This window comes from Spirochaeta lutea, from assembly GCF_000758165.1.
GTDB classification, from domain to species: Bacteria; Spirochaetota; Spirochaetia; order DSM-27196; family Salinispiraceae; genus Spirochaeta_D; species Spirochaeta_D lutea.
The window spans coordinates 236,105-260,328 of sequence record NZ_JNUP01000072.1 but is presented as its reverse complement, the minus strand read 5'-3'; the positions used below and the strand labels follow the sequence as shown (position 1 = coordinate 260,328).

Genomic DNA, 24,224 nt, shown 5'->3' with positions numbered 1-24,224 from the left:
CTATCCTGTGACGGTCTCAGGGAGAGGTCCTAGGGACCGGGCCGGGAATGTTAATGCCCGACTGGATAGTTACATTCTCCATACCCGATTTACGGAGGAGCTATGACACCCACACAAACCTGTCCGTTCTGCGGGCTGCAAAGCGATGTAATCCAGGGACCGACCCACCGCTATCTGGTTTCGACTCCGGGATGTTGGAAGGTCTACGGGGATGTGTTGGCCCGGGAATACGAGGACTTCCGGTTCTTCCGGCTTCACGACCTGACCGTAGATGCCTACGCCCTCCAGCATCCCGGCGAACCCTCGGATCAGACCATCCGCTCGGCGGTCATTCACCTAACCAGCCTCTACGCATATTTTGAGGAGGGGGTGCCGGCCGCCAAGCTCTCCCGGGTAAAGCAGCTGGCGGCACGGTTTAAATCCGAGTTTACCTGGTTGGATCCCCCGGAGACCCTATCGGGTCTGAACTGCGCTACCCTGCTTTCCTGCGAAGACCCCGGGGAGTATGAGACCCGGCTCATTGCCTGGGCGGATTTTGTTTACACCAGGTGGCAGAATCACCATACCACCGCCCGGGAACTCTACCGGAGATTGGGCGGGGTGTAGTCATCATTTCCCGGGAATGACCCCTCAAAGGAGCTGACCATGCAGCAAATCACCACCGGAAAAACAAGTCGCTCCGGTAATAAACCCGCAGTCCTTATTACCGGTGTCAGCCGGAAGATCGGCATCGGCTACGCCCTGGCCCGGACCCTCGCCCGGGCAGGGTGGAACATCGGGTTTACCTATTACCGGGATTATGATGAGCAGATGCCCTGGGGCAGCCGCCCCGAGGATGTGGAGGATCTCATCCAGGAGTTGAAGGGCTACGGGGCAGCGGTATGTTCTCAGCCCGCGGACCTGGCTGATCCCGAAGAGCCGAGGCGGGTAATCCGGGAGGTCCGGGATAATCTTGGGCCCCTGAGTGCCTTGGTAATGTCTCACTGTTACTCTGTGGACAGCACTATTCAGGACACCAGTCTGGAGAGTTTCGAGCGCCACTTCCGGGTGAACACCCGGGCGACGTGGTTGCTGATTAGGGAATTTTCCCGGCTCTTTGCGGGGACATTCGGTACCGGGCGGATCGTGGCTATTACCAGCGACCATACCGCCGGAAATATGCCCTACGGTGCGAGTAAGGGAGCCATGGACCGGATCGTCTTAGCTGCTGCCCAAGAAAACCGGAGCAGGGGCATTACTGCTAATGTCATCAACCCCGGCGCAACCGATACCGGCTGGATGACCCCGGCCTTGGAGCAGCAAATCCGCCGTAACACATTCTTAAACCGCATCGGTACCCCCCAGGATTGCGCTAATCTGGTAGAATTTCTTTGTTCAGACCGGGGCTGTTGGATCAACGGCCAGGTGCTGTACAGTAACGGCGGGGTTGAACCAGGAGCCGGGGGATGAGCGAGACCTTCCCGGAGGGCCCCGAGGCTCTGCAGGGTGAGGGGAAAGGGGAGGCTGTCCCGGCCAGGGAGGTACTGCGGGATGGCTCCGGCCCCGCCGGGCCGGGGTACCCTGCCGATTTCACGGCTTTACCATCAATAAATCCCTGCAGAAGGGGGCAATAACCGGGATCTGGTACCGCATGAGCCCCAGCTCCATTGTGCATAGCTGGGAGGAGGTGTATCACCGGGGAATATCGTAGAATGCCGGAGTCGGGTAACCGTTCTTGGCTTTGTAAAGGGGGATTCGCATGTCCGGAGAAACGGAACTTACAGCGCTGTTACAGGGAATGTCCCCGGTGCTCAGCCCCCGGGACTATGTGTTTGTCTCGCTACCGGGGCAATACGGGGATTACAGCAGCCTGTCGCCCCTGGCAAGTTTCCAAGAGTCTGAAGGCCTGACGCTGATCCTTGAGGCCGAAACCGCCCGGAACGCCTGGGCTGCAGGACTTCTGTCTCTGCCGGCGGTACCGGAGCCGCCTGAAGGACAAGCTAGGAGGGCGGCAGCCCAACAACCCGGGGAAGTACCCGGGCCGGACGGGTCGGCAGCTTCGGAGCAGCGGGAGCCGGCCGGGCTGCCGGCACGGGAAAACCCGGTAAACCCGGCGACCCCGGTAAACCATGAGTTGTTCAGGGCGATTACCCTGGAGGTGCACTCAAGCCTGAATGCCGTCGGGCTGACGGCTGCAGTGTCCGGCGCTTTGGCGCGCCGGGGAATCAGCGCGAATGTGGTAGCGGCCTTCTACCACGACCACATTTTCGTGCCCGCCGGTCAGGCTCAGGAGGCGTTGGAAACTCTGGGGGCGTTGTCCCGGGGGGACGAGCCCTAACCCAGGCTGTTCAGCAGTTCCACGCCCCCCTCTACAGCCTTGGCGCTGTTATCCAGGGCGGATTTTTCCTCGGGGGTCAGTTCCAGTTCGTAGATGCGTTCGATACCCCCCCGGCCAAGAAGAACCGGTACTCCCAGGAAGATCCCGTGGTACCCGTATTCCCCCTCCAGATAGGCACTGGCCGGGAGAATCCGCTTTTCATCCTTCAGGACCGCTTCGGCCATCTTGGCTGCACTGGCACCCGGGGCGTAGTAGGCGCTTCCCTTTTTCAGGTAACTGACGATCTCGCCGCCCCCTGTCCGGGTCCGGTCTGAGAGTTCGGTGATCGTCTTCTCATCCAGGAGATCGCCGATGGGAAAGCCTCCCACAGAGGCGTACCGGCTTAGGGGAACCATGGTATCCCCGTGGCCTCCCAGGACCATTGCTTGGACATCCTGGGGCTGGACGTTCAGCCGCTCGGCTATGAAGTACCGAAACCGGGTGGAGTCCAGAACCCCGGCCATACCGGCTATGCGTTCCTTGGGGAAACCCGTCTCCCGCAGGCAGACCGCTGCGATTATGTCCAGGGGGTTTGCCACGGCAATCACCACCGCTTCAGGAGCATACTTGGCAATGTTCCGGGCGGCTTCCCGGGCTATGTTTACGTTGGTTTTCAGCAGATCCATGCGGTCCATCCCGGGCTTTCGGGGAATTCCCGCCGTGTGAATCACCACCTTAGCATCCTTAATGGCCTCGTATTCATTAGCCCCTGCAATCCGCACCCGATAACCCCGGAGGGGCGAGGCATGGAGAAAGTCGATGGCCTTGGACTGGGGAAATCCCTGGATCACATCCACCATAACGATATCTGCCACGTTCTGCTCAGCCACACAGTAGGCCGCGGTGGCCCCCACGTTTCCAGCTCCAATTATTGCAACCTTACTCATTATTGTTCCTTTCGTGACTACCGCTTTGCCAGACTCTGTAGCTCGGCGGCAGATTGGGTAATCTGTTTCTCGTGGTCGGGGCTCAACCGAGGAGCCATGATCTGCTCTATGCCGTTCCGGCCGATCCTGCAAGGCAGGCTCATGGCAACACCGGAGATATCGAAGGCCCCCTGGAACAGGTGGCTCAGGGAGTGGATGGCTCCGGTGTTTTTAATGATTGCCTCGCAGAGGTCCGCCGCCGCTGCGGACGGCGCATAGTAGGCGCTGGACCGCTGGGCAAGCTCTACGATATGGTCTCCGGCGTCCCGGAGTTCCTCGGTTATCTTCTCCAGTTGATCTTTGCTTAGCAGCAGCTCCACGGGAATGCCCCCCACCGAACAGTGGCTGTAGAGGGGAATCATGGTCCGGCTATCCCGGCCTATTACCTGGGCAACCACATCCTCAGCTGCAACCCCCAGTTCCCGGCTGAGCAGGTACCGCAGCCGGGTGGAGTGGAGAATTCCTCCCAGTCCCAGAACCCTCAGGGGGCTCAGGCACGATATCCGGACGAATTCGGGTAGAAGCAGATCCACGGGTTCCGTGGCTAGGATTACCACCCCGGGGGCATGGCGCAGTTCCAGAGCCAGTTCCGATATGGTGGGCAGGTTGGTTTCGAAGAGATCCTCCCGGCTCATCCCCGGGGTGCGGACCGATCCGGCGGCCACTACCACGATGTCCGCGTCATGAATCTGGGCAAGGGATTCCGCCGCCTGCACCCTGGTGCGGTACTTTCGAATGGGCGCTGCCTCCATCATGTCCAGGCTCTTGCCCTTGGCCAGACCCTCTTGAATGTCGTAGAGGTACACATCCCCTACGCCCTTTTCCGCGGCGAAAAATGCGGTGTTGGTCCCCACGTTGCCGCTGCCGATAATTCCGATACGTGCCATAGTTTACAAGCTCCTTCCTTGAGCACACTGCCCTGCAATGCACCCTCCGCTACAGACTCCCGGGATGAACCGCGGGTTTTTTACAGTTCCTGTTTCTAATCTCCGGAACCCTGTGCTACTATCTTAGTATTACATAGCATAATTGTCAGGTATTTTTTTGGGAGCAGCCCCGGGGTTAAAGAAGGCTCTGGCGCACATGGCGATCCATGGTTGGGTCAGGCGCTGCCATCCCGGCATTCCGGACGGTCCAGACGCACATGGCCATCCACGAGCCTGGGATCTGCCGTCCCGGTTGTAGGGAGGCCCCGGTTTTCAGCATGGCTCTAGGACAGACTTATGCAGTAGAATACATCCCTGGGAGGAGCATCCATGACAGATAAAAGCAAGCAACCATCAGACGAGGCCCTGCGTCAGGAACAGGACACCATGGGCCAGGTATCGGTTCCCGGCTGGGCCTACTACGGAGCCCAGACTCAGCGTGCGGTAGAGAACTTCCAGATCAGTCCCTACCGCCTTCCCCGGACCATGATAAAGGCCCTTGGCCTCATTAAAAAGCATGCCGCCGCCGCGAATTCGGTCCTAGGGCTCGTTCCCGACGATCTGGCTCAGGCGGTTCAGGAGGCGGCCGACCAGGTGATTGCAGGAAGCCTGGATGAACATTTTCCCCTGGATATCTTTCAGACCGGGTCGGGCACCAGCTCGAATATGAATACCAACGAGGTTATTGCGAACCTGGCGAACCGGAGTCTGGGACAGGCCCTGGGCAGCAAAACACCGGTACATCCCAACGACATTGTAAACCGAGGCCAGAGTTCCAACGACGTATTTCCCTCGGCGGTGCATATCGCCGACAGACTGGCGGCGGAGGATCTGCTTTCCGCATTGAAAACCCTCTATCTGAGCCTCGACCGCAAGGCCGATGAACTTGCCAAGGTGGTTAAGCTGGGCAGAACCCATCTCCAGGATGCAGTGCCTATGACCCTGGGCCAGGAATTCGCCGCCTTCGCAGTACAGATCGATAAAAACATCGGCCGCATACAAAACTGCCTGTACAACCTGGAAGACCTGCCCCTGGGCGGCACGGCCATCGGAACAGGGCTGAACTGCCATCCCGACTTTCCCCGCCTGGCAGTGGAGGGCATAGGCCGGGAGACCGGCATTCCCTTCCGCCCCGCAGCCAACAAGTTCGAGGGCATCGCCGCCCGGGACGCCCAGGTGGAGCTCATGGGGGCATTGAATACCCTGGCAACCAGCCTTATGAAGATTGCCAACGACCTGCGTCTGCTTGCTTCGGGTCCCCGGGGAGCCCTGGGCGAGATTGTACTGCCCAGTTTGCAGCCCGGAAGTTCCATCATGCCCGGCAAGGTGAATCCCGTAATCCCCGAAATGGTCATCCAGGCTGCTGCATTTGTCTGCGGTAAAGCGGTATCGGTGACCATTGCGGGCCAGAACTCCCCCCTGCAGCTGAATATGATGAATCCCTTGATTGCCCACGAAACCTTGACCAGCATGGAAGTGCTGACGAATACCTGCACCACCCTGGCGGAAAAAGCCATCGACGGCCTGGAAGCGGATGCCCAACGCTGCGAAGACTGGATCAGCTGGAGTCTCGCCCTGGTAACCCCCCTGGCAACAAGGATAGGCTACGACAAGGCCTCAGCCCTGGCATACCGGGCATACCGGGAACACCGGAAGATCCGGGATATCCTGGAGGAGGAGGCGATCCTTGCCCCCGAAGAGCTAGACGAGATTTTAGATCCCCGGAGCATGATATAATCACCGGCGCCCCGAACCGGGCGCCGGGAAAAAAACTGTTGAGCCCCAAGCCCGGGGGTATTACTCTATTTAGGAGGAGGACGACATGAAACATCTAAATCAGGCAGACCCTGCATATATCCAGGCCATGACCGAATACATGGCAGGAAACTGGAAAGAGGCAGAGGTCAGCTTCCGCAACCTTCACAGCAGCTACCCCAAGAGTACCTTCGTGCTCCTGAACCTAGGTCAGATATACTACAGTCTCGGCCAACTGGATGAGGCCATTGATACCTACAAAACCGCCCTGGACCTGGATCCGGACCTGGGAATCGGCTATTACCGCCTGGGGGTTTGCTATTTCCGGGCAGGCCGTCTCATGAAAGCCTTGGAAGCCTTCCGCCGGGTAACCGATTCCCCCAACCAAAGCCATGCCATGGCCAGCTACTTTGTGGGATTAATCTCCTTTTTTCTCGGGGAAGATTCCAACGCTGATGAGTTCTTCAGCGCTTTTCGCCAAGTCAGCAAGGAGTCTATGATCGCAAACTTCTTCCTTGCCCAGATCAAACTCAAACACCACGCCTACCAGGAGGCCCTGGAACTGCTCCAGGAACTGGCTGCCGAAACCCCCAAGTTTTCCGAGGTGCACTACATGATGGCCCAGGCCTATTACGGCCTTCACCAAAACACCGATGCCATCCGCTGTCTACGCAAGGTTCTGGAACTCAATCCCGGGGACGAGCGAGCAAAAACCAAACTAACCCTCATGACCGACATGGATTTTTAGGGTTGATATCCTGATACTTGGCAGCCGGGTGCAGACGATGTCTGCCACCCGGCTTTTTTTTGCTTGATTTCCTAGAGGACACCCCCCCCCTAAGGTCCGTCGGATATCGGAGGGAAGGGAAGCCTGCCCCGTGAAGCCTGCAGGGCAGAAATGTGCGCTTTTGGTGCAAGAGCTGCCGGGGATTCCCGGTTATTCTCCCTCAGGTTTCACTACCATCCGGCCGGTATAATCCAGGCGGTGAAAGATGGGAGAGATTTCCCGGGCGGCGAAGTACTCATCCACGGCCTTTCGGGCTCCGGTAAAATGGCCGTAGTCGTCGATAATTAATATTCCCCGGGGTGAAAGCCTGGGGTAGAGGATTTCCAGCTCCGCTTTTGTGGATTCGTACCAATCCGTATCCAGGCGGAGCAGGGCGATGCTTTCCGGTTTTGTGGTGGGTAGGGTTTGGGTAACATCCCCCTTTACCAGGTGGACCTGATCCATGGGAAGGCCGGACTCCCGCATACCCCGGGATACGAGGTCGATGGAAGCCTGCCACCAGCCCTCCTGCCAGCGTTCCACCATGGCTTGGCCGGAGTAGGCGGTGCGGTCCTCGGCACCGGGCTGGGGCATTCCCTGGAAGGTGTCGTAGAGCCAGAACTGACGCCGGCTCTGGGGATTTTCCTGGAGCAGGATGCGGGCGGCCAGCATGGCGCTTCCGCCCTTATAGACCCCGCATTCTACGATATCGCCGGGTATCCCAGCCTGTTCGATCCATTGAACTGCCTGGGCAAGGCCGAAGCCCCGTTCGGGGCTTGTAAGAGTCCAATCTTCAACTTCCTGCCAGTGTTTCCAAAACCAGTTGGGCAGATCACTGCGGTACTGGCTATTATGAACCACCGAGTAGTCCTGACGCCGTAGATGGGCCTGGGCCAGCCGGGTAAGTATTCTTGTCATGCTCCCATAATCGGCTGCTGCTCCTCGGGAATTAAGAGAACCTTGCCCACGGTCTGCCGGTTTTCCAGGTCACGATGCGCCTGGGCTGCCTGATCCAGGGGATACCGGGCGCCGATGGTAACCGACAGTGCCCCGGTGGCAGCCATGTCGAGAACCTGGGAGGCCCGGTTCATCAGGCTCGGGCGGTCGGCAATGTAGTGGAAGAGGGATGGGCGGGTTAGGTACAGGGATCCGTGACTGCCAAGCTGGGCTGGATCGAAGGGGGGGATTATACCGCTGGACTGTCCGAAACTGACCAGAATACCCCTGGGCTTGAGGCAGCCTAGACTTCCCTGGAAGGTAGACTGGCCAACCGAATCGTAGACAGCGTCCACTCCCTGGCCCTGGGTGAGCTCATTCACCGCCTCGGTGAAGTCCCGGGAGGTGTAGATGATGACCTCATCGGCGCCGTAGCTCCGTGCTAAGGCTGCCTTCTCCGGGGTGGAAACGGTGCCGATAACCCGGGCGCCCAGGGCCTTGGCCATCTGGATAACCAAGAGCCCTACGCCGCCGGCAGCAGCGTGTAGGAGAATGGTTTGGCCCGGACCCACGGGGTGGGTGTCGTGGACCAGGTAGTGGGCGGTCATACCCTGAAGCATCAGGGCTGCGGCGGTGTCGAAGTCAACCTCCTCGGGCAGGGGAACGGCCTTATCCGCGGGTATGGCATTGGAATCACCATAGGCCCCAAAAACCCCGGTGTACGCCACCCGCTGCCCCGGGGTGAAATCCCGTACTCCCTGGCCCAGGGCTGTGATCACCCCTGCCGCCTCCATTCCCGGAATGAAGGGGGTCTGGCGGGGATACAGCCCCGTGCGGTGGTAGATATCTATAAAATTAACCCCCACGGCCCGGTGGGAAACCACCACCTGGCCCGGGGCCGGTTCGGGTTCGGGTAGGTCCAGGTACCGGAGTACCTCGGGCCCGCCGGTTTGTTGAATCTGTACGGCTTTCATGGGTCTAGTATACAAAATCTTCACAGAATCTTTATAGGTTGAGTGGCAATTTTTACCCTTCCTTAACAAAGTGTCGGGCTATACTTGCCTGATGAAGAAGATAGTGTCCAGTGGGATATCTTTGGGAACTGTTGGATTATCAGTGGGAGTAACCTCACCAGACCTTCCCGCCGGCCTGCTCTGGGTCCAGATTTTTGGCATGATTCTAGGGCGATTGGAAATGTTTGTACTTTTTGTAGGGTTGGGTACTATGTACAAACATTCCCTCGGTAGATTACTGTAACCGGTGTGAGTGTTTTTCTACGATCCGAGAAATTACCCTTGTTCGCATATTTCATAGGGATTATTTTTATAGGTTCCGGACTCCTCAGTATTCCTGGAGCTTGGGATGGGGATGTACCCTTATCGTATTTGGATGCGCTCTTTACTGCGACCTCGGCGGTCTGTGTGACGGGATTAATTACGGTGGATACAGCGAGTTTTACCCTCTTTGGTCAAGCTGTTATTATGGGGCTAATTCAGGCGGGCGGACTGGGGATTTTAACCTTCACAACCTTATTCCTGCTCTTTCCAGGGAACCGGATATCCTTCCGGAACCGAAAACTCATCCGTGATTATTACCTTGAAAGTGTGGAGGCGGAACCCCAAGCCATTATTCGAACTATTTTATTGGTTACCTTCGGGCTCGAAATTGTTGGCGCCTTGATCCTTTACTCACAGTTCGATGGTGTCGAAAACCGGTTGTTTTCAGCATTCTTCCATGCAGTCTCAGCCTTTAGCAATGCAGGATTCTCAACCTTTTCTACCAGTCTGGAGGGCTATGCCAGGGAGAGTGTTGTATTGGTTACCATTGCAGGGTTGGTGATCTTCGGCGGGCTCAGTTTTGTAGTGATCCATGAGGTATGGGACTGGGCTTTTCGAAAGCGTCGACGGTTGTCCCTGCATTCTAAAATTGTTCTTCTCATGACCGGGGGGTTTCTCATTGCGGGCACACTAGCGTTTTACCTAATGGAGGGTTCTCGGCTTATAAGGCAGGGAGGGGCAGGGTTTGCTGTGGCGAATTCCTTTTTCCTTTCCGTAATGCCCCGAACGGCCGGCTTTAATGCCATTCCAGTGGCAGGATTGTCCATGGAATCTCAGATTATTACCGTACTATTCATGTTCGTTGGCGGGGCTCCGGGTTCCATAGCGGGAGGGGTTAAGGTAACTACCTTCTTCTTAATTTTATTGATTGTATTCCGGGGGGTGGATGATAGGGGGCAGATACGTGTGGGAAAACGACGGCTCTCGGCTAAATCTCTTTCCCATGCCAATATGTTTATGCTCAAAGCCTTTTTCCTTTTAGTTGCTGCTATATTTTCACTGTCGATTTTTGAAAGTGAACTCATAGCCCAGGGGGGCACATCCTTTCTGGAAATACTGTTTGAGGCGGTCTCAGCCTTTGGTACCGTCGGGTTATCCCATGGGCTGACTCCCTATCTGAGTAGTGGAGGAAAAGTTGTGATTATACTAACCATGTTCGCTGGTAGGGTTGGATTGGTAACCATGGCTTTGCGGAATCCGAGGAGACATGTTGAACACCTGGTGGATTATCCCAAAGGAGAGGTATTAATAGGATGAAACAGTTTGTCATTATTGGGCTTGGAAGTCTGGGGAAACGTATGATCGAAGAGCTAGGAAAGGTTGAATGTGAGGTTATGGTTATCGATCAGGATCCAGAACTAATTGAATTATATAAAGAACAGGTGAGCGCATCCTTTGTAGCCAACGCCCTTCAAGAAGAAGTCATAAAAAAATTAGTACCCAGCACGATTGATGCAGCTATTATTGATCTGGGGGGCAAGATTGAGGTTTCCGTTCTAGTGACAAATTATCTTAAAAAGCTCGGAGTGCATCGAATAATTGCTCATGCCGAGAGTGATGAGCATGGAGAAATCCTGCAATTAGTCGGTGCCACAGAGGTAATATTCCCGACCCTTGAAGCCGCAAAACGGATTACCCCCCTTCTTGTATCTTCAGAGGTGTTTAATTATCTGCCAATTAGTAGCGGATTGGTGATTGCTGAAGTACGAGTGCCTCGAATCATCCTGGGAAAGACTCTTATTGAAGCTAATCTGCGCCGCGATTTTGGTATTACAGTTATTGCCATCCGTAAAGAGCATGAGGAGGAGTTCGACTTTGTATCCAGTGATTACCATCTTGGTGCTCGAGATGTCCTCCTGCTAGCAGGAAAGGCCGAAGAATTAACGAGGTTTTCAGGAATTTCACCGAATTTAAAAAAAATGACCCAGAGCCCGGGGCTGTTGAAGAGCCTTTTCGGATGGAAGAAATAAGGTTTCCTCGGTGTGGAAACCCAGATGTTGAGTTAGAAGTGCTGATTCTCGATTTAGTACCGGTTATCAGAGCTTCATCCCATGGGTAGCACCTGTGGAGTGGTGTGATATACTGGGCCAGCTATGAGCCCAGTACCCCGTCCTACCCATTTTGAAACCGAAGAAGCCAAGGAGCGCATTAAAGAGCTGAACTGCCTTCTGGACATCTCGAACCTCCTGGCTGATCCCCATCTGGATCTCCACTCCCTGCTCCAGCAGGCTGTCCAGCGGTTGCCGTCGGCGTTTCTGCGACCCGAGGTAACCCTGGTGTGTTTGGTGCTGGGTGATCGCCGCTACTGTGCGGGGGCCGGAACCTCCGAAACCACCGGAACCACCCGAACTACCGGCGATGCCGGAGATGCCGGGAGGGCTGGGACTGAGGCTGTCCTGCGCCAGGTGGTGGGGTCCCGGGGGAGCAGAGAGGGATGGTTGGAGATCTACATCTCCGCGGACTCCGAGGCGGTACTGCTGCCCTACGAGCGGCGACTGGTCCGGGCTGTGGCACATCAGCTGGGAACGGTCATCGAAAAGAAGCGGGCCGAGGAGCATTTAACCAGGGTTGTGAGCCTCCTGGAGCAGCGGAACCGGGAACTGGAACGCAAATCCATAGCCCTGCAGGAGCTGCTCCAGATTTCCGGCGGACTGGGTAGATCCGGTGATTCTCCCGGAGTGATTTTTTCGGTCAGGGAGCACGAGATCGCCGCAGGCATCCGGGACGGCAAATCCACCAAGGATTTGGCGGATCAGTTGGGCCTCAGTGAGGCGACGGTGGAAAAGCATCGGTATAACATCCGTCGTAAACTGGGGCTTACCGGGGCTGGGCAGAATTTGCAGTCCTACCTGCGTCGGGGCTGGTTCGGCAGGACGTGAGGGTGGCGGGGGCATTGGAATCCCCCTGGAAGAATGTATAAAGTCGAACAACGACTTGGTAGTGTATGTACCAGGTTTATACCAGGTTTTTCCAGGTTGTGGTTGTGGCTGGTCCGGCCTACAGTGTCGGAGACATGAACACTCCAATTCGTACCTTCAACGCCCGGGATATTAACCGTATCCGGGGTTTCCTCGATCTCGCTGTCCGGCGCCAGGGTGGGCCCAAGTTTAAGACCTTGGAATCTCTGTCCCGGGAGCTTGCTTCATCAACTATTGTCGAACCTCAGGAGATGCCGGGGGATGTGGTGACTATGCGTAGCCGGGTGCTTCTCCATTATCCCGCTACCGGCACCCAGGAGGAGTTCGAATTGGTTTATCCTGCAGATGCGGATATCAGCCAGCGGAGGGTGTCGCTCCTAGCTCCTCTGGGTGCCGCCCTTCTGGGTCATAAAAAGGGCACCATGGTTGAGTATCCCGCACCTGCGGGTGTTCTCCAGGTTGAGATTGTGGATGTGCTCTACCAGCCCGAGGCCGCCGGAGATTTTGACGCCTGATCTACTACCCAGAACAAGGGAAGCGATGGTGTCCCTGCACCTTCCTCGGGGGAGATTCCCTCCCGTCGGGTATAGTCTCCCTCCTGATAGAAAAGAAAAATAGTAGTTTTTTGGGAGATCTGATTTTATACTGGCTTAATGGAAAAAACCGATCACCCCGGCACTCATAGTAAGACTGGCACCCAGGGTAAAACCGGCACATCCCGAGGTACAGCAAACCCCCAGACCGTAGACCTCGTAACCCCCGTAGCTCCCACGCCGGGAGCCCCTGAAGTGCCCGAAGCGCCCGGAGCCACGGAAATCTCCGGAGCCACGGAAATCTCCGGAGCTGCAGGAAGCACAGAAATCTCAGTAGCTCCCCCGCCCGGAGCCCCTGAAGTGCCCGGAGCGCCCAGAGCGCCCGAAGCGCCCCGAGCCACGGAAACCCTCCGAGCTGCCGGAAGCACCGAAATCCCCGGAGCAGAGCCAACCAAGCCGACCCGGCCGCGCCTCTGGGACCGTAATTTCATTTTACTCTGGCAGGGCCAGGCTGTGAGCACCCTGGGCGACGTGTTTTACCAGGTTGCCCTGGGCTTCTGGGTGCTGGCGGTAACCGGGTCCACGGGGCTCATGGGGGCGCTCATGGCGGCGTCGACGGTTCCCCGGGTGGTGCTTGGGCCCTTCGCCGGGGTGTTGGTGGATAGGCTGAACCGAAAATGGATCATGGTACTCATGGATACCCTCCGGGGAACGGCCATTACCCTGGTGGCGGTGCTGGCATTTGCCGGGAGGCTGGAGGTGTGGATGGTTTTCGCTGCCGGAGTGCTCATCGGGCTCTGCGCCGCCTTTTTTGATCCCAGTGTACGTTCCAGCATTCCCGACATAGTGGACCGGCAGCGGCTTCTCCAGGGAAACTCGGCCTTCGGTATGATCGAGAGCCTGTCGGGTATTTTGGGAAACTCCCTCGGCGGCGTCATATACAGTGTTCTGGGTGCGCCGGTGATGTTCCTGGTGAACGGCATATCCTACCTATTTTCTGCGGGTACTGAACTGTTTTTGAAGATTCCCCGGGTCATTCACCAGAATCGGGAGTTTAATTACCTTCAGGACCTTAGGGAGGGGATGCGGTTCATCCGGGACACCCCGGTGTTGGGGCTGTTTTTCATCAATGTGGGTATGCTAAACTTCTTCCTGTCCATGGGAGGGGTACTGTTTCTTCCCTATTTCCAGCGCAGCCCGGGGTTAGGGCCTGCCCAGTACGGAACCGCCATGGCGGTAGTAACCGCAGGAAGCGTGGCAGCCCTGCTGATCCTCTCGGGGGTTACCATTCCCCATTCGAAAAAAGTGCCGGTCTTCATTATCGGTGCATCGCTATTCGCCCTAATGCGCAGCACCATCTTTTTTTCTCACGCCGGGGCAGTCATGCTTACACAGTTCTTCATTATGGGGTTCACGGTGGCGGTGGTAAACTCCATCATCAGCACCACCATGCAGCTCCTCATTCCGTCCCAGATGCGGGGCAAGGTCTTCGGTCTCATGGGGGCCCTGGGCGGCGGTCTGATTCCCCTGGGAATGGCATTGGGGGGCGTGCTGGCCGAGGTTATTCCTATCAGGGTGATTCTGACGGTTACCGGCCTGATTACCGGGCTTGGGTTCCTGCCGGTGTTTTTAAGTTCCCATGCACGCCGCTTTATTGCCGGCCAGAACCCCGAGGCGTCAGAAGAATAATCCCCCCGACGCCCTGCATTGAGCGCACTGAAAAAACTACCTCTGTGCCCTGAACCCCGAGATTTCCCGACCCGCTTTGAAAAGCCCCGGGTAATGCACTATCCTGGGGGTATAGGAGCATAGTATGGGTACTCAGCAACTGTTTTCCGCCGGTCCGAATCAAGGCGGCTACCATCCCGGGATGCATGTCTGCCAGATTTATAACTCGGCAGATGAGCGGCTTGATACTCTCTACCAGTTCATTCGGGGAGGAGTTTCCTACGGTGATTTGATCGCCTGTTTTACTCCCGAGGCCCTGGGTACCCAGCTGGTGGAGTATGCAGTCAGAATCCAGGAAGAACAGGGCGGCGATCCGACGGTGGAAATTCTCGAACCCCTGGAAACCTACCTATTTGAGGGACAGTTTGATCCCGACCGGATGCTGAACAAGATCCGGGATTTTTACCGCGAATCCCAGCGCCGGGGGCTGACCTCCGCCCGGATCATCGGGGATATGCCCGTTCAAGTGCTGGAAAGCCCCGGAGGAAGCCGGGTCATGGAGTACGAGGCCCGGGTCAGTCTGCTTCAGGAAGAAATACCGGTTACTACAGTCTGCCAATACGAGGCTGGCGAGTTTTCCGGGGATGCAATCATGGAGGTGCTCCAGGTTCACCCCTACATCTTGAGTAACGGCAGCATTATTCAAAATCCCCTGTATATTGACCCCCGAACCTTTCTCGGTTCCTGACAAGGCCAGTTCCCTATGAATGCAGAAATCCTTGGTCACCTACTGGTTATGCAAGCTGTGCTGGTGAACCTTCCCACTTCCTTGAGCATTTTTCAATTCGTCCGCAAGGGTCTGGAAACCTTTCCCGGGATTACCAGTCTCCGGATTCTGCCCCTGCAGGAGGGTCTTGAGATTCCCCCGGAGACCCCCGGTAGAGCGGTGGTCTCGGATGCCGGCTACTCAGGGTATTGTTTAGTGGCGGAGCTTGAGCCTCGGCCAGCCGGCTCGAAGGAGGCCGGGGATAACTACGAACCCTATCTGCGTAATTTTCTTAACATGGTTCAAATCATCCTGGAAGAAAAAAACCAAAAACGCCTGCTCCAGGAACAGAATACCACCCTGACCGAGACGATCGAAGCGAAAAACCGCCTTCAGCGTGAACTGGTGGTCCAGGAAAAGATTGCCGGGCTGCTTCCCCTTTCCACCATCATTGCCCATGGCATGAACACTCCCCTGGGGAACATCATTACCCTGGGTTCCAACGTCCTCGATCGCTCCCGGGATGTGGCAAAACAGCTTGAGACAGGTCTGACCCAACGCCAGTTCACGGCCTACCTGGATAATATTCAGGACTCCCTGTCGGGGCTACTCATCGATGCACGCCGGGCCACCAAATTGGTGGAACGTTTTCAGAATGTCCTGAACAGCAGCCAGAACGTCTCGGCTAAGACCCGGTTTAATCTCCATTCCCTGGTTCTCCATACGATTGAAAGCCTCTCGGCTCAAGAAAACTGCGATGCCCTCGATTTTGAGATTTGTCTTACCGAGGATCTCTGGATCACCAGCTATCCCACCGCGATAAGCCGGGTGCTGGCAATCTTTTTAGAAAACGTCATTCATCACGCCTATCCGAACCTCCGTCGGCTGCATGCCGAGACCTCCGAGCCGCTGTCCGGTCTGGTTACGGTGTCGGGTGGCGTGAATTCCCAGGAGGGGCTTAACCTGGGGGTGCAGGATTTCGGTACCGGTATTGCACCGGACCGGCTGGAGAATATCTTTGACCCCTTCGTAACAACGGCCCTCCAGCGGGGGCATAACGGTCTGGGGTTGAGTATTGCCCACTACATCGCCACCGAACATCTTCTGGGCCGTGTAGAGGCCGAATCGCTTCCAGATCCTTCCTCGCCCTCCGGACATAGAACCCGGTTCTCCCTCATGATACCCCCCAGGAGTTTACTGTAATGAAGAAGGCGACCCAGAGATTCTCGGTGATTCCCCCCAGCCCAGAGCGTCGGGCTGTAGAGGGGGTTCTCCGGGCTGCTGCATCCAAGAGCTACATGCATAGTCTGCTGGAGGTGGATGTAACCCCGGCGCGGCGCCTTCTCCGGGAGCTGAAGCACTCCCAGGATGGATACTGCTCGTTTACCGGGCTGATCCTAGGGTGTATCGCCCGGAGTATCGCCCGGCATCCCCAGGTTCATGCCTGCCGGGATATCCGAGGCAGGTTCATTGTCTTCGAGGATGTGGATGTGAGCCTGACCGTGGAACGCACCATCCGCGGGGAAAAGGCGGTTGTGCCCTGGATTATCAGATCAGCCCAGGCGAAGTCCTTACCGGCTATCAGCCGGGAGATACTTGAGGCCCGATCCATGGAACTGGCCCGGAGCCGGGTTTATACCGCAATACAACGCCTTGGCCTGCTGCCGGGCTGGCTTCAAGCCCTCCTTTTCCGCCTAGTCGAGGGTTTTCCCCGGAAACTCAAGGATTTTGCAGGTACTGTATTGGTCACCTCCGGTGGGCTCTTTGCCAGGGGAAGGGCTTGGGGCGTTCCTGTGGCAACCCATCCGGTAAATATTACCCTGGGCGGCCTGGTCAAGGACCGGAAGCCCAGCGCCCAGGGTTTTGAGGAGCGGGAGTTCCTCTGTCTAACCGTCAGTATCGATCATGGGGTGGTGGACGGAGCCCCGGCGGCACGCTTCATCCATGATCTCAAACGCCGCATTGAAAACCCCTCGCCCCGGGAACTGGGAGTGTAGGGTTCTAAACCGTCTTGGGTATACCGTACTGTACTCCCGGTGAACCGGTCCCGGTACAAAACTGCCGGCCAGAGGGGAACCCGGGGAAACCATCCCCCTGTCAGGTTGTACAAGGATTCGCCCAGGCACATGGATTCAAGGAGGTCCGACATGGATACAACGATACAATTAATTGAGATTGGCCAGGTGAAGACTGGGGTGGATAAAACCGAAATCGTCCTGCGCCCCGAATACAGGGAGGGTCTCATCGGTTTGGAGGGGTTCAGTCATGTCCAGGTCTTATGGTGGGCGAATACCCTGGCAGATGAGTCATCGAGGCAGACATTGGAGGTATCCGGGTTGTTGAAACACCGTCGGGAGCCCCTGGGGGTATTTGCCACCCGGGCTCCGACCCGACCGAATCCGGTGATGAGCAGCACTGTGGGGATTGTGGAAATCGATCAAAAAGCCGGGCGTCTGGTCATCGGGTACATCGACGCCTACCACGCCTCACCCGTCCTCGATATCAAGCCCTACTATCCCATGGAACGGGTCCGCAGGGTTTCAACCCCGGGGTGGTGCAGCTCCTGGCCGGAATGGCAGGAGGATGCTCCGTCTTTCGATTGGGCCTCGGTGTTCAATATTGATTAAACGCTGGGCCGGAACCCCGGCTGAGGTCCCGTAATCCCCGGCCTCGGGGACCCTCAGGATGGGGAGGAATAAAAAAAGCTGCGCCGGAACCCCGGCGCAGCCCTCCAGGTAGAATTCCCCGGGGTGCTTTATTACTCGCTTACCCAGACCCGCAGGGGGATGGTTACGTTCGAGCCGAGGGCAGCCCATAAATCGATGCTATAGGTACCCGGTTCGATGGGCAGAGAGTGGTATGTCGGGTACTCGTTCAGATCGGAACGGGAAACGTTTTTGCTCTCCCAGCGCCACTCGACATTGGGTATTCCTGCTGCATCGTGGGATATGTTGAGCTTGTAGGGGCCGCTGTTCTCTCCGAAGAGGGCCTCAAGACCTTCCTGGGTAAGGGTAAAGCGGACGGTAACGGCGCTGTTGCCTGCTCCGGTGATGCTCTTAGCCGTCATGCTCGTTGTAACGGTGATTTCCTGGGAATCGTCGGTAATGGAATCCACGACCTTTATGGTAATGGTGGCGGAGACCGGGGATCCTGATTCGGGTACCTCTTCAGACGTGGCCGTAATATCCACAGTACCCACGCTGATACCCGAGACCAGGCCCTCATCGTTTACCGTCGCAATGCTCTCGTCGCTGCTTTTCCAGGTTACCCGTTGGTTGGTTGGGGGTGTTGTCCCGAGGGTGGTTCCGTATTCGTTCAGGTTGAACTCCAGGGTGATGTCCCGAGCCGCTCCGCCGGCGATAACCTCATTGAATTCGTTATGGTCAAAGCTAAGTTTGATGCTGTCCACATCGACCTTGGTATCTTCTACGGTAATGGTTATGGTTTTCTCCGAATCCCAGGTTGCGGCGCCCACGGATAGCCGGGCCTTCACACTGTAGGTTCCTGGTTCCATGAAGATAACCGTGAATGTTTCGGTAAAGGATCCTTCCACGGGAACCGTTGCGTAGGGTTCATCCGAGCCGCTTATCACCAGGGAGAGTTCCCCGGCCTCGGAGGTGGAACCCTTTACGGCAATATCTACATCACCGGTGTAGCCGATGGTTGAGGCTGAGTTTGAAAGGTAAAAACTGTCTATAGAAACCTCGGGCTCTCCGGGTCCGCAGGCCAGAAGGCTTACCAGCACGGCAATGAGTAGTGCTCCAAGAGCAGCTGATCGTAATTTCATGTAGTACTCCTAAAAAAAAGATTTGCACAGTCCCGGTGAAACCGGTCTTGTACAAATCTTACAAGGAGATACCTTAACTCAACCTTAACTGCCCCTGACTTTTCCGACCCCGGGTGTCCGGGGCCGGAGGGTTAGTAATCGTCAGGCGTTGTGCAGCCCGGCGGTAAACTCTTCCAGGATGGCGTTGAAGGTCTTGCTGGGACGCATCGCGGCCCCGGCAAGAACCGGGTCGGGACGGTAATAGCCGCCGATATCCGCCGGCTTGCCCTGGGCTTCATCCAGCTCCTGGAGAATGGCCTCTTCGGCTGCACCGAGGTTTTCCGCCAGCCGGGCGAAGTGGGGTTGCAGAGGCGAACCTGCGGCCTTCTCGGCCAGGGCGCGGCTCCAGTACAGGGCGAGGTAAAAATGGCTTCCCCGGTTATCCAGCTGGTGTACCTTGCGCTGGGGTGATTTGCCCTTCCGTAACAGCTCCCCGGTGGCTGCATCCAGACTCTCCGCCAGTAGCCGTGCGCCGGCATTATCGAAGACCCTGCCCAAATGCTCCAGGGAGACGGCTAAGGCAAGGAATTCTCCCAGAGAATCCCAGCGCAGATGGCCCTCCGAGAGGAACTGCTGAACGTGTTTCGGGGCCGATCCTCCCGCCCCGGTCTCAAACAGACCGCCGCCCTGCATCAATGGAACGATGGACAACATCTTCGCGCTGGTTCCCAACTCAAGGATGGGGAACAGGTCGGTAAGGTAGTCCCGGAGTACATTTCCGGTTATAGAGATGGTATCCTCTCCCCTACGTGCGCGGTCGATGGAGAACTGGGTTGCGGCCCCGGGCTCCATAATCCTGATATCCAGATCCCGGGTATCGTGATCGTTTAGGTAGGCAGAAACCTTGCTGATCAGGACTGCATCGTGGGCGCGGTTTTCATCCAGCCAGAATACTCCGGGGTTGCCCGTCAGCCGGGTCCGTTCCACAGCCAGACGCACCCAGTCCCGGATGGCATCATCCTTGGTCTGGCACATCCGGAATATGTCCCCCGGTTCAACAGGCTGCTCCAAGAGCACCTCGTCCTGGGCGGTGAGCACCTGTACGGTTCCCTCTTCAGGAATCTCGAAGGTCTTATCGTGGGATCCATACTCCTCGGCTTTTCGCGCCATTAATCCCACATTGGATACGCTGCCCATGGTTTTCGGGTCGAAAGCGCCGTGTTTCTTGCAATCCTCAATCACCGTCTGATACACCCCGGCGTAACAGCGGTCGGGAATGGTAAACTTGGTGTCTTGGAGTTCACCCTCCCTGTTCCAGCTCTTCCCGGAGCTGCGGATCGCCGCAGGCATGGTAGCATCGATAATAAAATCGCTGGGAACATGGAAGTTAGTAATCCCCTTATCGGAGTCCACCATGGATACCCCGGGGCCGGCATCCAAGGCAGCCTGGATATCCTGCCGGATGGCCCTTTGCTCCTCCTCTGGCAGCGCCTGAATACGGGCATAGAGATCACCCAAACCGTTATTCGGACTAATATGGAGGCTCCGGAAGGTATCCCGATATTTTTCAAACACATCGGCAAAAAAGACCGAAACCGCGTGGCCGAAGATGATGGGGTCGGACACCTTCATCATGGTTGCCTTCAGATGCACCGAGAACAGGACTCCCTGGTCCTTGGCGTTCCGGATCTCCCGGGCAAGGAACTCCCTGAGCTGCCGCCGCCGGAGAACCGCGGCGTCAATTACCTCCTTAGCCTCCAGGGCCAGCCCCTCCAGGAGAACCTGAGTCGTTCCCCCGGCGGTCTTCAGCACGATGGACACATCACAGTCCCGGGGAACCGTTGTTGATGTTTCGCTCTCATAATAATCCCCCTGAGACATGCTGGCCACATGGGACTTGGAGTCGGGCTTCCATTCACCCATGGAGTGGGGGAACATCCTGGCGTAGTCCTTCACCGCCCGGGCGGAACGCCGGTCGGAATTTCCCTCCCGGAGCACGGGGTTTACCGCGCTGCCCTTAACTCGGTCATACCGTGCCCGGTAGTCCCGCTGCTCATCCGTCTGGGGCGATTCCGGATAATCAGGCAGATCGAATCCCTTTTGCTGAAGCTCAGCGATGGCCGCCCGCAGCTGGGGAAGGGAGGCGCTGATATTCGGCAGCTTTATGATGTTGGCTTCCCTCTGTTGGACCAGCTCCCCTAGCTCCGCAAGATCGTCGCTCACCCGTTGTTCGGGCTTTAACCGCTCGGGAAACTGAGCAAGAATCCGTCCCGCCAGAGAAATATCCCGGGTCTCCACCCCCACGCCCACGGCGTCGGTCACGGTACGAATGATTGGTAACAATGAATGTGTTGCCAGAGCCGGCGCTTCGTCGGTCTGGGTGTACACAATAACTTGGTTCTTCGCTGTTGTTGTTTCCATGCCCCCAGTGTAGCCCATTCCGGAGGCTTTGCGTAGAGTCTGCCCGCGGCTTGGTCCGGCCGGCCGTATGTTCATGGTTCTAGGGTGATTCCAACGTCCCGGTAACCAACAGGGGGCGCAGAATACCGGTCAAATCCCCTAAAAGCTCTCCGGGATCCTGCTCGAAGATGTCCGGTCCTCCCGGACAGCTCCCGGGAGGAACACCCAGGGCTCCCGAAACCGCCAGGCTTGAAAGCCCGTGGACAAGCACCCACAGGAGCATGGCGGTCCGCTCCTTCCGCGGCCCCTCACCGGGAATCCTATCCAGAAGCACTTGGAAGGCCTGCTGCTGCAGTTCCAGCACCCGGGCAGATCCGCTGAGCTCCTGGCCGAAGAGAAGATTCAGGAGCCCCGGGCGGGCCCTAAAAAAATCGAGGTAGGCCCGGGCAATATGATCCGGAGACAGCTGTTCCCACCGGGCGATCAAATCCGTAAGTAGGGATACTGCGATCTCCTCCAGCAGGGCCTCCTTGGATGGGAAATGATGGTACACCGCCGTGGCGGAAACCCCAGCCTCCCGGGCCAGGCCCCGGAGACTCAGGCTCTTGACGGGTTGGGTATCCAGGGAGCCGGGGCCGCCCCGGGACAGTAGCTCTATTCCGCGCCGGATCAGCTCCCCCCGAAGTTCACCGTGATGGTAGGTGTTCGTGCTCATGGAAAAAGTATGCGATTCAATCTTGACGGCGTCAAGATTCCTGGGTATATTCCCTTTGAACTTAACACTGTTAAGATTAAATATACCAGGATAGAATAAAGAAGGAGCAGCCATGAGTTCGCTATTAGTAATAAACGGACATCCCCGCCCGGATTCGCTCTGCGATACTGCGGAGGAGGTGTATGCGGCTGAAGCCCGCACCCAGGGTCTGAAGGTGGAGGTTCTCCGCCTCAGGGATCTTGATTTTGATCCCAACCTCCGGTATCCCCTGGATCAATCCGGTACCGCCATGGAGGAGGTGCTGCTGAAGGCCCAGGAACGCATCGGGGCTGCCCAGCACATCACCCTGATCTACCCGAATTGGTGGGGTACCTTTCCGGCCCTACTGAAGGGGTTTATAGACCGGAGCCTCACGCCGGGGTTTGCTTTCAAGTACCGCCGGGGCACATCCCTCCCGATACAATTACTAAAAGGGAAAACAGCAAGTCTAATCATTCCCATGGACGGGCCAGGCTGGTGGTACCGGGTCATGATGGGCGCCGGTGGCGATAAGGCCATGAAACACAGCACCCTGGGATTCTGCGGCATCCGGGTCATCAGAACCCTCCATCTTGGCAACCTCCGGGGCGTGGGGCGGACCCCCGTGGAGCATCACCTGAAACGGGTTACTACCGCCGCCCATCGGGATGCCCGGCGGCTTGGTAAACCTAGGGCGAACTAGGGGCGGTCTCAAAGCTCCAGCCTCGGGCTGCCGGTCGGTACAGATTCGCCTCAGAATCCCAGGAGAGGTAGGCGGGGTACCCTGCGCCCTTGGCAAGGACGGGGATCGGCCGGGGACCTGACCAACCCCGGGGCGGGCGGTAATGCTCATAGGTAATGGTTATTTCATCACCGGGATTGAGCCGGGAGGCCGAGCGGTGAACCCGGTCAACCCGGGCGGTGAGCCGCACGGGTACGGTTCTGGATAGGCTTAGGAGTGGTTTCTCTACCCGCAGAATCGTCAGTTCAATGAACTCCGGTGCATCCGCCTAGTAGTCCGCATAGACCTGGGGCGAGAGCTCGGAGAAGGCTGGAACGAGAACGAACCCAAAAAAAACCAGGGCGGTAATACCCTTCGACCAGAATTGTTTCCTCATCATTCCCTAAGAATACCCCGGCATCGGGAAAAATCCATAACAGAGTAGCCAGCCCTGGGGGATTAGACCAGGGATCGCACCGAACCCCGCTCGACGAGCTGGGTTTCCAGGTACACCCGGAGGGCGGCTTTTTGGGGGGCTGTCAGCAGAAGGTCCATCTGCTCAATGGCCTTGGCGGCAAACTCCCGGCGGTCGATTTTAATGGAGGTGAGGGGCGGGGAGGTTTCCTGGGCTGTCTCAGTATCGTCGAAGCTGATAATGGAAATCTCCTGGGGGACGGTGATATTCTGATTTCGCAGGGCCTCGATAAGAAAATAGGCCGCCCTGTCACAGTGGCAGATGAAGGCTGTGGGTAGTGTTCCGGGGAGGGGTAGGTTCAGGGAGTACATGCCGGTATTCAAGTCGTAGTTGTCGATATTCCACTCCTGGGGGAGTTGTAAGCCATGCTCTCCCAGAGCCTTCTGTACCCCCATTATTCGGTCGGTAACATTGGAGCTAATCTGGGGTCTTCCGACGAAGCCAATTTCTGTATGGCCCTGGTGGAGGAGATAGGAGGCAGCCTTGTAACCCAGGTAATAGTTATCCACCGTAATATGACTAAAGGCCTGCTGGGGGCTAAAATAGTCGACCACGACGACGGGAATTTGGAGTTCTGCAAGACGCTCCAGGTAGGTGCCCGAAAGCTCACCCCCCACAAATATTCCCGTGAGACCGGGTTCCATCATCTGACTGGGGAGTACGCCCTGTTTCTCCATTTCGGGATTAATAATGTGAAGACTCATAATATGCCGCTTTTCATCGCAGAACCGGTGCAGGTAATAGTAAATATCCGTGTAGAAGTGTTCGGTTTTCAGAAAAAACCGGGTTGGAGTGATAAATGCATAGTGTTCCTGGTGTTTGGTATCCCTCAAGGACTGTACTTCATACCCCATCTCATGAGCCGTGGACTGAATGGTCTCCCGGAGGGATTCACTAACCCCCGGTTGCCCCTTTAATGCTCGGGATACAGTAACCTTGGAGATGTCCAAGGCGGTAGCAATGTCCTGAAGTGAAATTTTGTTTCTCATATTGTTACTTTACAAAGTCTTTACAAAATTGGCAATTAATTATTTGGCATCTTCAAAAACTTCTCTTGTTCCCCAATTCAGGTTCGTGAAGATTCCCCCCCCCGGTCACAACTCTTTCTATTACAAGAGTCTGGGGTCGCTGTAAATCAGTTCCTCCGTGACTGTAGAAAACAAACGATGGGTGAGGGCGCCCATTATTGCAAATTAAAAATTGACAGACACAGTCACTGGATTTATACTGCATTTAATACTT

The 24,224-nt window shown here is 56.7% G+C and carries 24 protein-coding genes; 15 read left to right on the top strand and 9 right to left on the bottom strand.

Going from position 1 to position 24,224, the window contains the following annotated elements; all coding sequences use genetic code 11:
• Positions 1-102 precede the first annotated feature (102 nt).
• The 3 genes from DC28_RS14800 to DC28_RS14790 all read left to right on the top strand — a co-directional run bounded on the left by DC28_RS14800 (position 103) and on the right by DC28_RS14790 (position 2,317).
• Positions 103-606 carry a DUF5946 family protein gene (locus tag DC28_RS14800; protein ID WP_037550391.1) on the top strand — a complete coding sequence of 168 codons (504 nt, stop codon included), beginning with the start codon at positions 103-105 and terminating at the stop codon, positions 604-606.
• 39 nt (positions 607-645) lie between these two features.
• Complete coding sequence (locus tag DC28_RS14795) at positions 646-1,449, top strand: SDR family oxidoreductase (RefSeq protein ID WP_052078965.1); 804 nt, start codon at positions 646-648, stop codon at positions 1,447-1,449.
• Between the two features lie 289 nt (positions 1,450-1,738).
• Entirely contained in the window at positions 1,739-2,317 is a 579-nt protein-coding gene (locus DC28_RS14790) for an ACT domain-containing protein (protein WP_037550388.1), read from the top strand.
• Here DC28_RS14790 and mdh read toward each other — a convergent pair.
• Positions 2,314-3,243 (bottom strand): malate dehydrogenase, encoded by a 930-nt coding sequence (gene mdh / locus DC28_RS14785; RefSeq protein ID WP_037550385.1) that lies wholly within the window; start codon positions 3,241-3,243, stop codon positions 2,314-2,316. The genes DC28_RS14790 and mdh overlap by 4 nt on opposite strands.
• 17 nt (positions 3,244-3,260) lie before the next feature.
• The gene (locus DC28_RS14780) at positions 3,261-4,169 is read right to left on the bottom strand and encodes a malate dehydrogenase (protein WP_037550382.1); all 909 of its coding nucleotides are present in this window, start codon (positions 4,167-4,169) and stop codon (positions 3,261-3,263) included.
• A 369-nt stretch (positions 4,170-4,538) separates the two neighbouring features.
• Between DC28_RS14780 and DC28_RS14775 the strand changes: the two genes are divergently transcribed.
• Positions 4,539-5,945, top strand: coding sequence for a class II fumarate hydratase (locus tag DC28_RS14775; RefSeq protein ID WP_037550379.1), 1,407 nt, complete (start codon positions 4,539-4,541; stop codon positions 5,943-5,945).
• A gap of 85 nt (positions 5,946-6,030) precedes the next feature.
• Positions 6,031-6,711: a tetratricopeptide repeat protein gene (locus tag DC28_RS14770; RefSeq protein ID WP_037550376.1), complete on the top strand. Its 681-nt coding sequence runs from the start codon at positions 6,031-6,033 to the stop codon at positions 6,709-6,711.
• Between the two features lie 189 nt (positions 6,712-6,900).
• Here DC28_RS14770 and DC28_RS14765 read toward each other — a convergent pair whose 3' ends face one another.
• Both DC28_RS14765 and DC28_RS14760 read right to left on the bottom strand, forming a co-directional pair.
• Positions 6,901-7,647: a TylF/MycF/NovP-related O-methyltransferase gene (locus tag DC28_RS14765; RefSeq protein WP_037550373.1), complete on the bottom strand. Its 747-nt coding sequence runs from the start codon at positions 7,645-7,647 to the stop codon at positions 6,901-6,903.
• The gene (locus tag DC28_RS14760; RefSeq protein WP_037550591.1) at positions 7,644-8,639 is read right to left on the bottom strand and encodes a quinone oxidoreductase family protein; all 996 of its coding nucleotides are present in this window, start codon (positions 8,637-8,639) and stop codon (positions 7,644-7,646) included. The genes DC28_RS14765 and DC28_RS14760 overlap by 4 nt, the downstream gene beginning before the upstream one ends.
• 288 nt (positions 8,640-8,927) lie before the next feature.
• Here DC28_RS14760 and DC28_RS14755 point away from each other — a divergent pair, with 288 nt between their 5' ends.
• From DC28_RS14755 to DC28_RS14715, 9 genes are all read left to right on the top strand, one after another.
• Complete coding sequence (locus DC28_RS14755) at positions 8,928-10,259, top strand: TrkH family potassium uptake protein (protein ID WP_037550369.1); 1,332 nt, start codon at positions 8,928-8,930, stop codon at positions 10,257-10,259.
• Positions 10,256-10,972 (top strand): potassium channel family protein, encoded by a 717-nt coding sequence (locus DC28_RS14750; protein ID WP_037550366.1) that lies wholly within the window; start codon positions 10,256-10,258, stop codon positions 10,970-10,972. Before DC28_RS14755 ends, DC28_RS14750 begins: the two co-directional genes overlap by 4 nt.
• A 123-nt stretch (positions 10,973-11,095) precedes the next feature.
• Positions 11,096-11,881, top strand: coding sequence for a helix-turn-helix transcriptional regulator (locus tag DC28_RS14745; RefSeq protein WP_037550363.1), 786 nt, complete (start codon positions 11,096-11,098; stop codon positions 11,879-11,881).
• A 134-nt stretch (positions 11,882-12,015) separates the two neighbouring features.
• Positions 12,016-12,435, top strand: a complete 420-nt coding sequence (locus tag DC28_RS14740) for a GreA/GreB family elongation factor (protein ID WP_037550588.1) — start codon at positions 12,016-12,018, stop codon at positions 12,433-12,435.
• 138 nt (positions 12,436-12,573) lie between these two features.
• Positions 12,574-14,142 carry an MFS transporter gene (locus tag DC28_RS14735; RefSeq protein ID WP_052078962.1) on the top strand — a complete coding sequence of 523 codons (1,569 nt, stop codon included), beginning with the start codon at positions 12,574-12,576 and terminating at the stop codon, positions 14,140-14,142.
• A 124-nt stretch (positions 14,143-14,266) separates the two neighbouring features.
• The gene (locus DC28_RS14730; protein ID WP_037550360.1) at positions 14,267-14,869 is read left to right on the top strand and encodes an MEDS domain-containing protein; all 603 of its coding nucleotides are present in this window, start codon (positions 14,267-14,269) and stop codon (positions 14,867-14,869) included.
• Positions 14,870-14,884: 15 nt separating this feature from the next.
• Positions 14,885-16,090 (top strand): sensor histidine kinase, encoded by a 1,206-nt coding sequence (locus DC28_RS14725; protein WP_037550358.1) that lies wholly within the window; start codon positions 14,885-14,887, stop codon positions 16,088-16,090.
• Entirely contained in the window at positions 16,090-16,884 is a 795-nt protein-coding gene (locus DC28_RS14720) for a 2-oxo acid dehydrogenase subunit E2 (protein WP_037550356.1), read from the top strand. The genes DC28_RS14725 and DC28_RS14720 overlap by 1 nt, the downstream gene beginning before the upstream one ends.
• Before the next feature lie 150 nt (positions 16,885-17,034).
• Complete coding sequence (locus tag DC28_RS14715) at positions 17,035-17,514, top strand: TrmO family methyltransferase domain-containing protein (RefSeq protein ID WP_037550354.1); 480 nt, start codon at positions 17,035-17,037, stop codon at positions 17,512-17,514.
• 131 nt (positions 17,515-17,645) lie between these two features.
• On the opposite strand, the gene DC28_RS14710 is transcribed toward DC28_RS14715, so the two are convergent.
• From DC28_RS14710 to DC28_RS14700, 3 genes are all read right to left on the bottom strand, one after another.
• On the bottom strand, positions 17,646-18,674 hold the full coding sequence (locus DC28_RS14710; RefSeq protein WP_037550352.1) for an Ig-like domain-containing protein: 1,029 nt from the start codon (positions 18,672-18,674) through the stop codon (positions 17,646-17,648).
• Positions 18,675-18,815: 141 nt separating this feature from the next.
• Positions 18,816-21,074, bottom strand: coding sequence for an NADP-dependent isocitrate dehydrogenase (locus DC28_RS14705; protein ID WP_037550349.1), 2,259 nt, complete (start codon positions 21,072-21,074; stop codon positions 18,816-18,818).
• 79 nt (positions 21,075-21,153) lie between these two features.
• Positions 21,154-21,768, bottom strand: a complete 615-nt coding sequence (locus DC28_RS14700; RefSeq protein ID WP_162180252.1) for a TetR/AcrR family transcriptional regulator — start codon at positions 21,766-21,768, stop codon at positions 21,154-21,156.
• Between the two features lie 112 nt (positions 21,769-21,880).
• Between DC28_RS14700 and DC28_RS14695 the strand changes: the two genes are divergently transcribed.
• Positions 21,881-22,489, top strand: coding sequence for an NAD(P)H-dependent oxidoreductase (locus DC28_RS14695; RefSeq protein ID WP_037550346.1), 609 nt, complete (start codon positions 21,881-21,883; stop codon positions 22,487-22,489).
• On the opposite strand, the gene DC28_RS14690 is transcribed toward DC28_RS14695, so the two are convergent.
• Together DC28_RS14690 and DC28_RS14685 are read right to left on the bottom strand one after the other, a co-directional pair.
• Positions 22,476-22,718, bottom strand: coding sequence for a hypothetical protein (locus tag DC28_RS14690; RefSeq protein ID WP_037550343.1), 243 nt, complete (start codon positions 22,716-22,718; stop codon positions 22,476-22,478). The genes DC28_RS14695 and DC28_RS14690 overlap by 14 nt on opposite strands.
• A gap of 248 nt (positions 22,719-22,966) precedes the next feature.
• On the bottom strand, positions 22,967-23,971 hold the full coding sequence (locus tag DC28_RS14685) for a LacI family DNA-binding transcriptional regulator (RefSeq protein WP_037550340.1): 1,005 nt from the start codon (positions 23,969-23,971) through the stop codon (positions 22,967-22,969).
• Between the last annotated feature and the right edge of the window lie 253 nt (positions 23,972-24,224).

What these genes read in the sequence shown, in the direction of transcription:
- DC28_RS14800 (WP_037550391.1), top strand. Translation starts at nt 103, where the DNA reads ATGACACCCACACAAACCTGTCCGTTCTGCGGGCTGCAAAGCGATGTA.
- DC28_RS14795 (WP_052078965.1), top strand. Translation starts at nt 646, where the DNA reads ATGCAGCAAATCACCACCGGAAAAACAAGTCGCTCCGGTAATAAACCC.
- DC28_RS14790 (WP_037550388.1), top strand. Translation starts at nt 1,739, where the DNA reads ATGTCCGGAGAAACGGAACTTACAGCGCTGTTACAGGGAATGTCCCCG.
- mdh (WP_037550385.1), bottom strand. Translation starts at nt 3,243, where the DNA reads ATGAGTAAGGTTGCAATAATTGGAGCTGGAAACGTGGGGGCCACCGCG.
- DC28_RS14780 (WP_037550382.1), bottom strand. Translation starts at nt 4,169, where the DNA reads ATGGCACGTATCGGAATTATCGGCAGCGGCAACGTGGGGACCAACACC.
- DC28_RS14775 (WP_037550379.1), top strand. Translation starts at nt 4,539, where the DNA reads ATGACAGATAAAAGCAAGCAACCATCAGACGAGGCCCTGCGTCAGGAA.
- DC28_RS14770 (WP_037550376.1), top strand. Translation starts at nt 6,031, where the DNA reads ATGAAACATCTAAATCAGGCAGACCCTGCATATATCCAGGCCATGACC.
- DC28_RS14765 (WP_037550373.1), bottom strand. Translation starts at nt 7,647, where the DNA reads ATGACAAGAATACTTACCCGGCTGGCCCAGGCCCATCTACGGCGTCAG.
- DC28_RS14760 (WP_037550591.1), bottom strand. Translation starts at nt 8,639, where the DNA reads ATGAAAGCCGTACAGATTCAACAAACCGGCGGGCCCGAGGTACTCCGG.
- DC28_RS14750 (WP_037550366.1), top strand. Translation starts at nt 10,256, where the DNA reads ATGAAACAGTTTGTCATTATTGGGCTTGGAAGTCTGGGGAAACGTATG.
- DC28_RS14745 (WP_037550363.1), top strand. Translation starts at nt 11,096, where the DNA reads ATGAGCCCAGTACCCCGTCCTACCCATTTTGAAACCGAAGAAGCCAAG.
- DC28_RS14740 (WP_037550588.1), top strand. Translation starts at nt 12,016, where the DNA reads ATGAACACTCCAATTCGTACCTTCAACGCCCGGGATATTAACCGTATC.
- DC28_RS14735 (WP_052078962.1), top strand. Translation starts at nt 12,574, where the DNA reads ATGGAAAAAACCGATCACCCCGGCACTCATAGTAAGACTGGCACCCAG.
- DC28_RS14730 (WP_037550360.1), top strand. Translation starts at nt 14,267, where the DNA reads ATGGGTACTCAGCAACTGTTTTCCGCCGGTCCGAATCAAGGCGGCTAC.
- DC28_RS14725 (WP_037550358.1), top strand. Translation starts at nt 14,885, where the DNA reads ATGAATGCAGAAATCCTTGGTCACCTACTGGTTATGCAAGCTGTGCTG.
- DC28_RS14720 (WP_037550356.1), top strand. Translation starts at nt 16,090, where the DNA reads ATGAAGAAGGCGACCCAGAGATTCTCGGTGATTCCCCCCAGCCCAGAG.
- DC28_RS14715 (WP_037550354.1), top strand. Translation starts at nt 17,035, where the DNA reads ATGGATACAACGATACAATTAATTGAGATTGGCCAGGTGAAGACTGGG.
- DC28_RS14710 (WP_037550352.1), bottom strand. Translation starts at nt 18,674, where the DNA reads ATGAAATTACGATCAGCTGCTCTTGGAGCACTACTCATTGCCGTGCTG.
- DC28_RS14705 (WP_037550349.1), bottom strand. Translation starts at nt 21,074, where the DNA reads ATGGAAACAACAACAGCGAAGAACCAAGTTATTGTGTACACCCAGACC.
- DC28_RS14700 (WP_162180252.1), bottom strand. Translation starts at nt 21,768, where the DNA reads ATGAGCACGAACACCTACCATCACGGTGAACTTCGGGGGGAGCTGATC.
- DC28_RS14695 (WP_037550346.1), top strand. Translation starts at nt 21,881, where the DNA reads ATGAGTTCGCTATTAGTAATAAACGGACATCCCCGCCCGGATTCGCTC.
- DC28_RS14685 (WP_037550340.1), bottom strand. Translation starts at nt 23,971, where the DNA reads ATGAGAAACAAAATTTCACTTCAGGACATTGCTACCGCCTTGGACATC.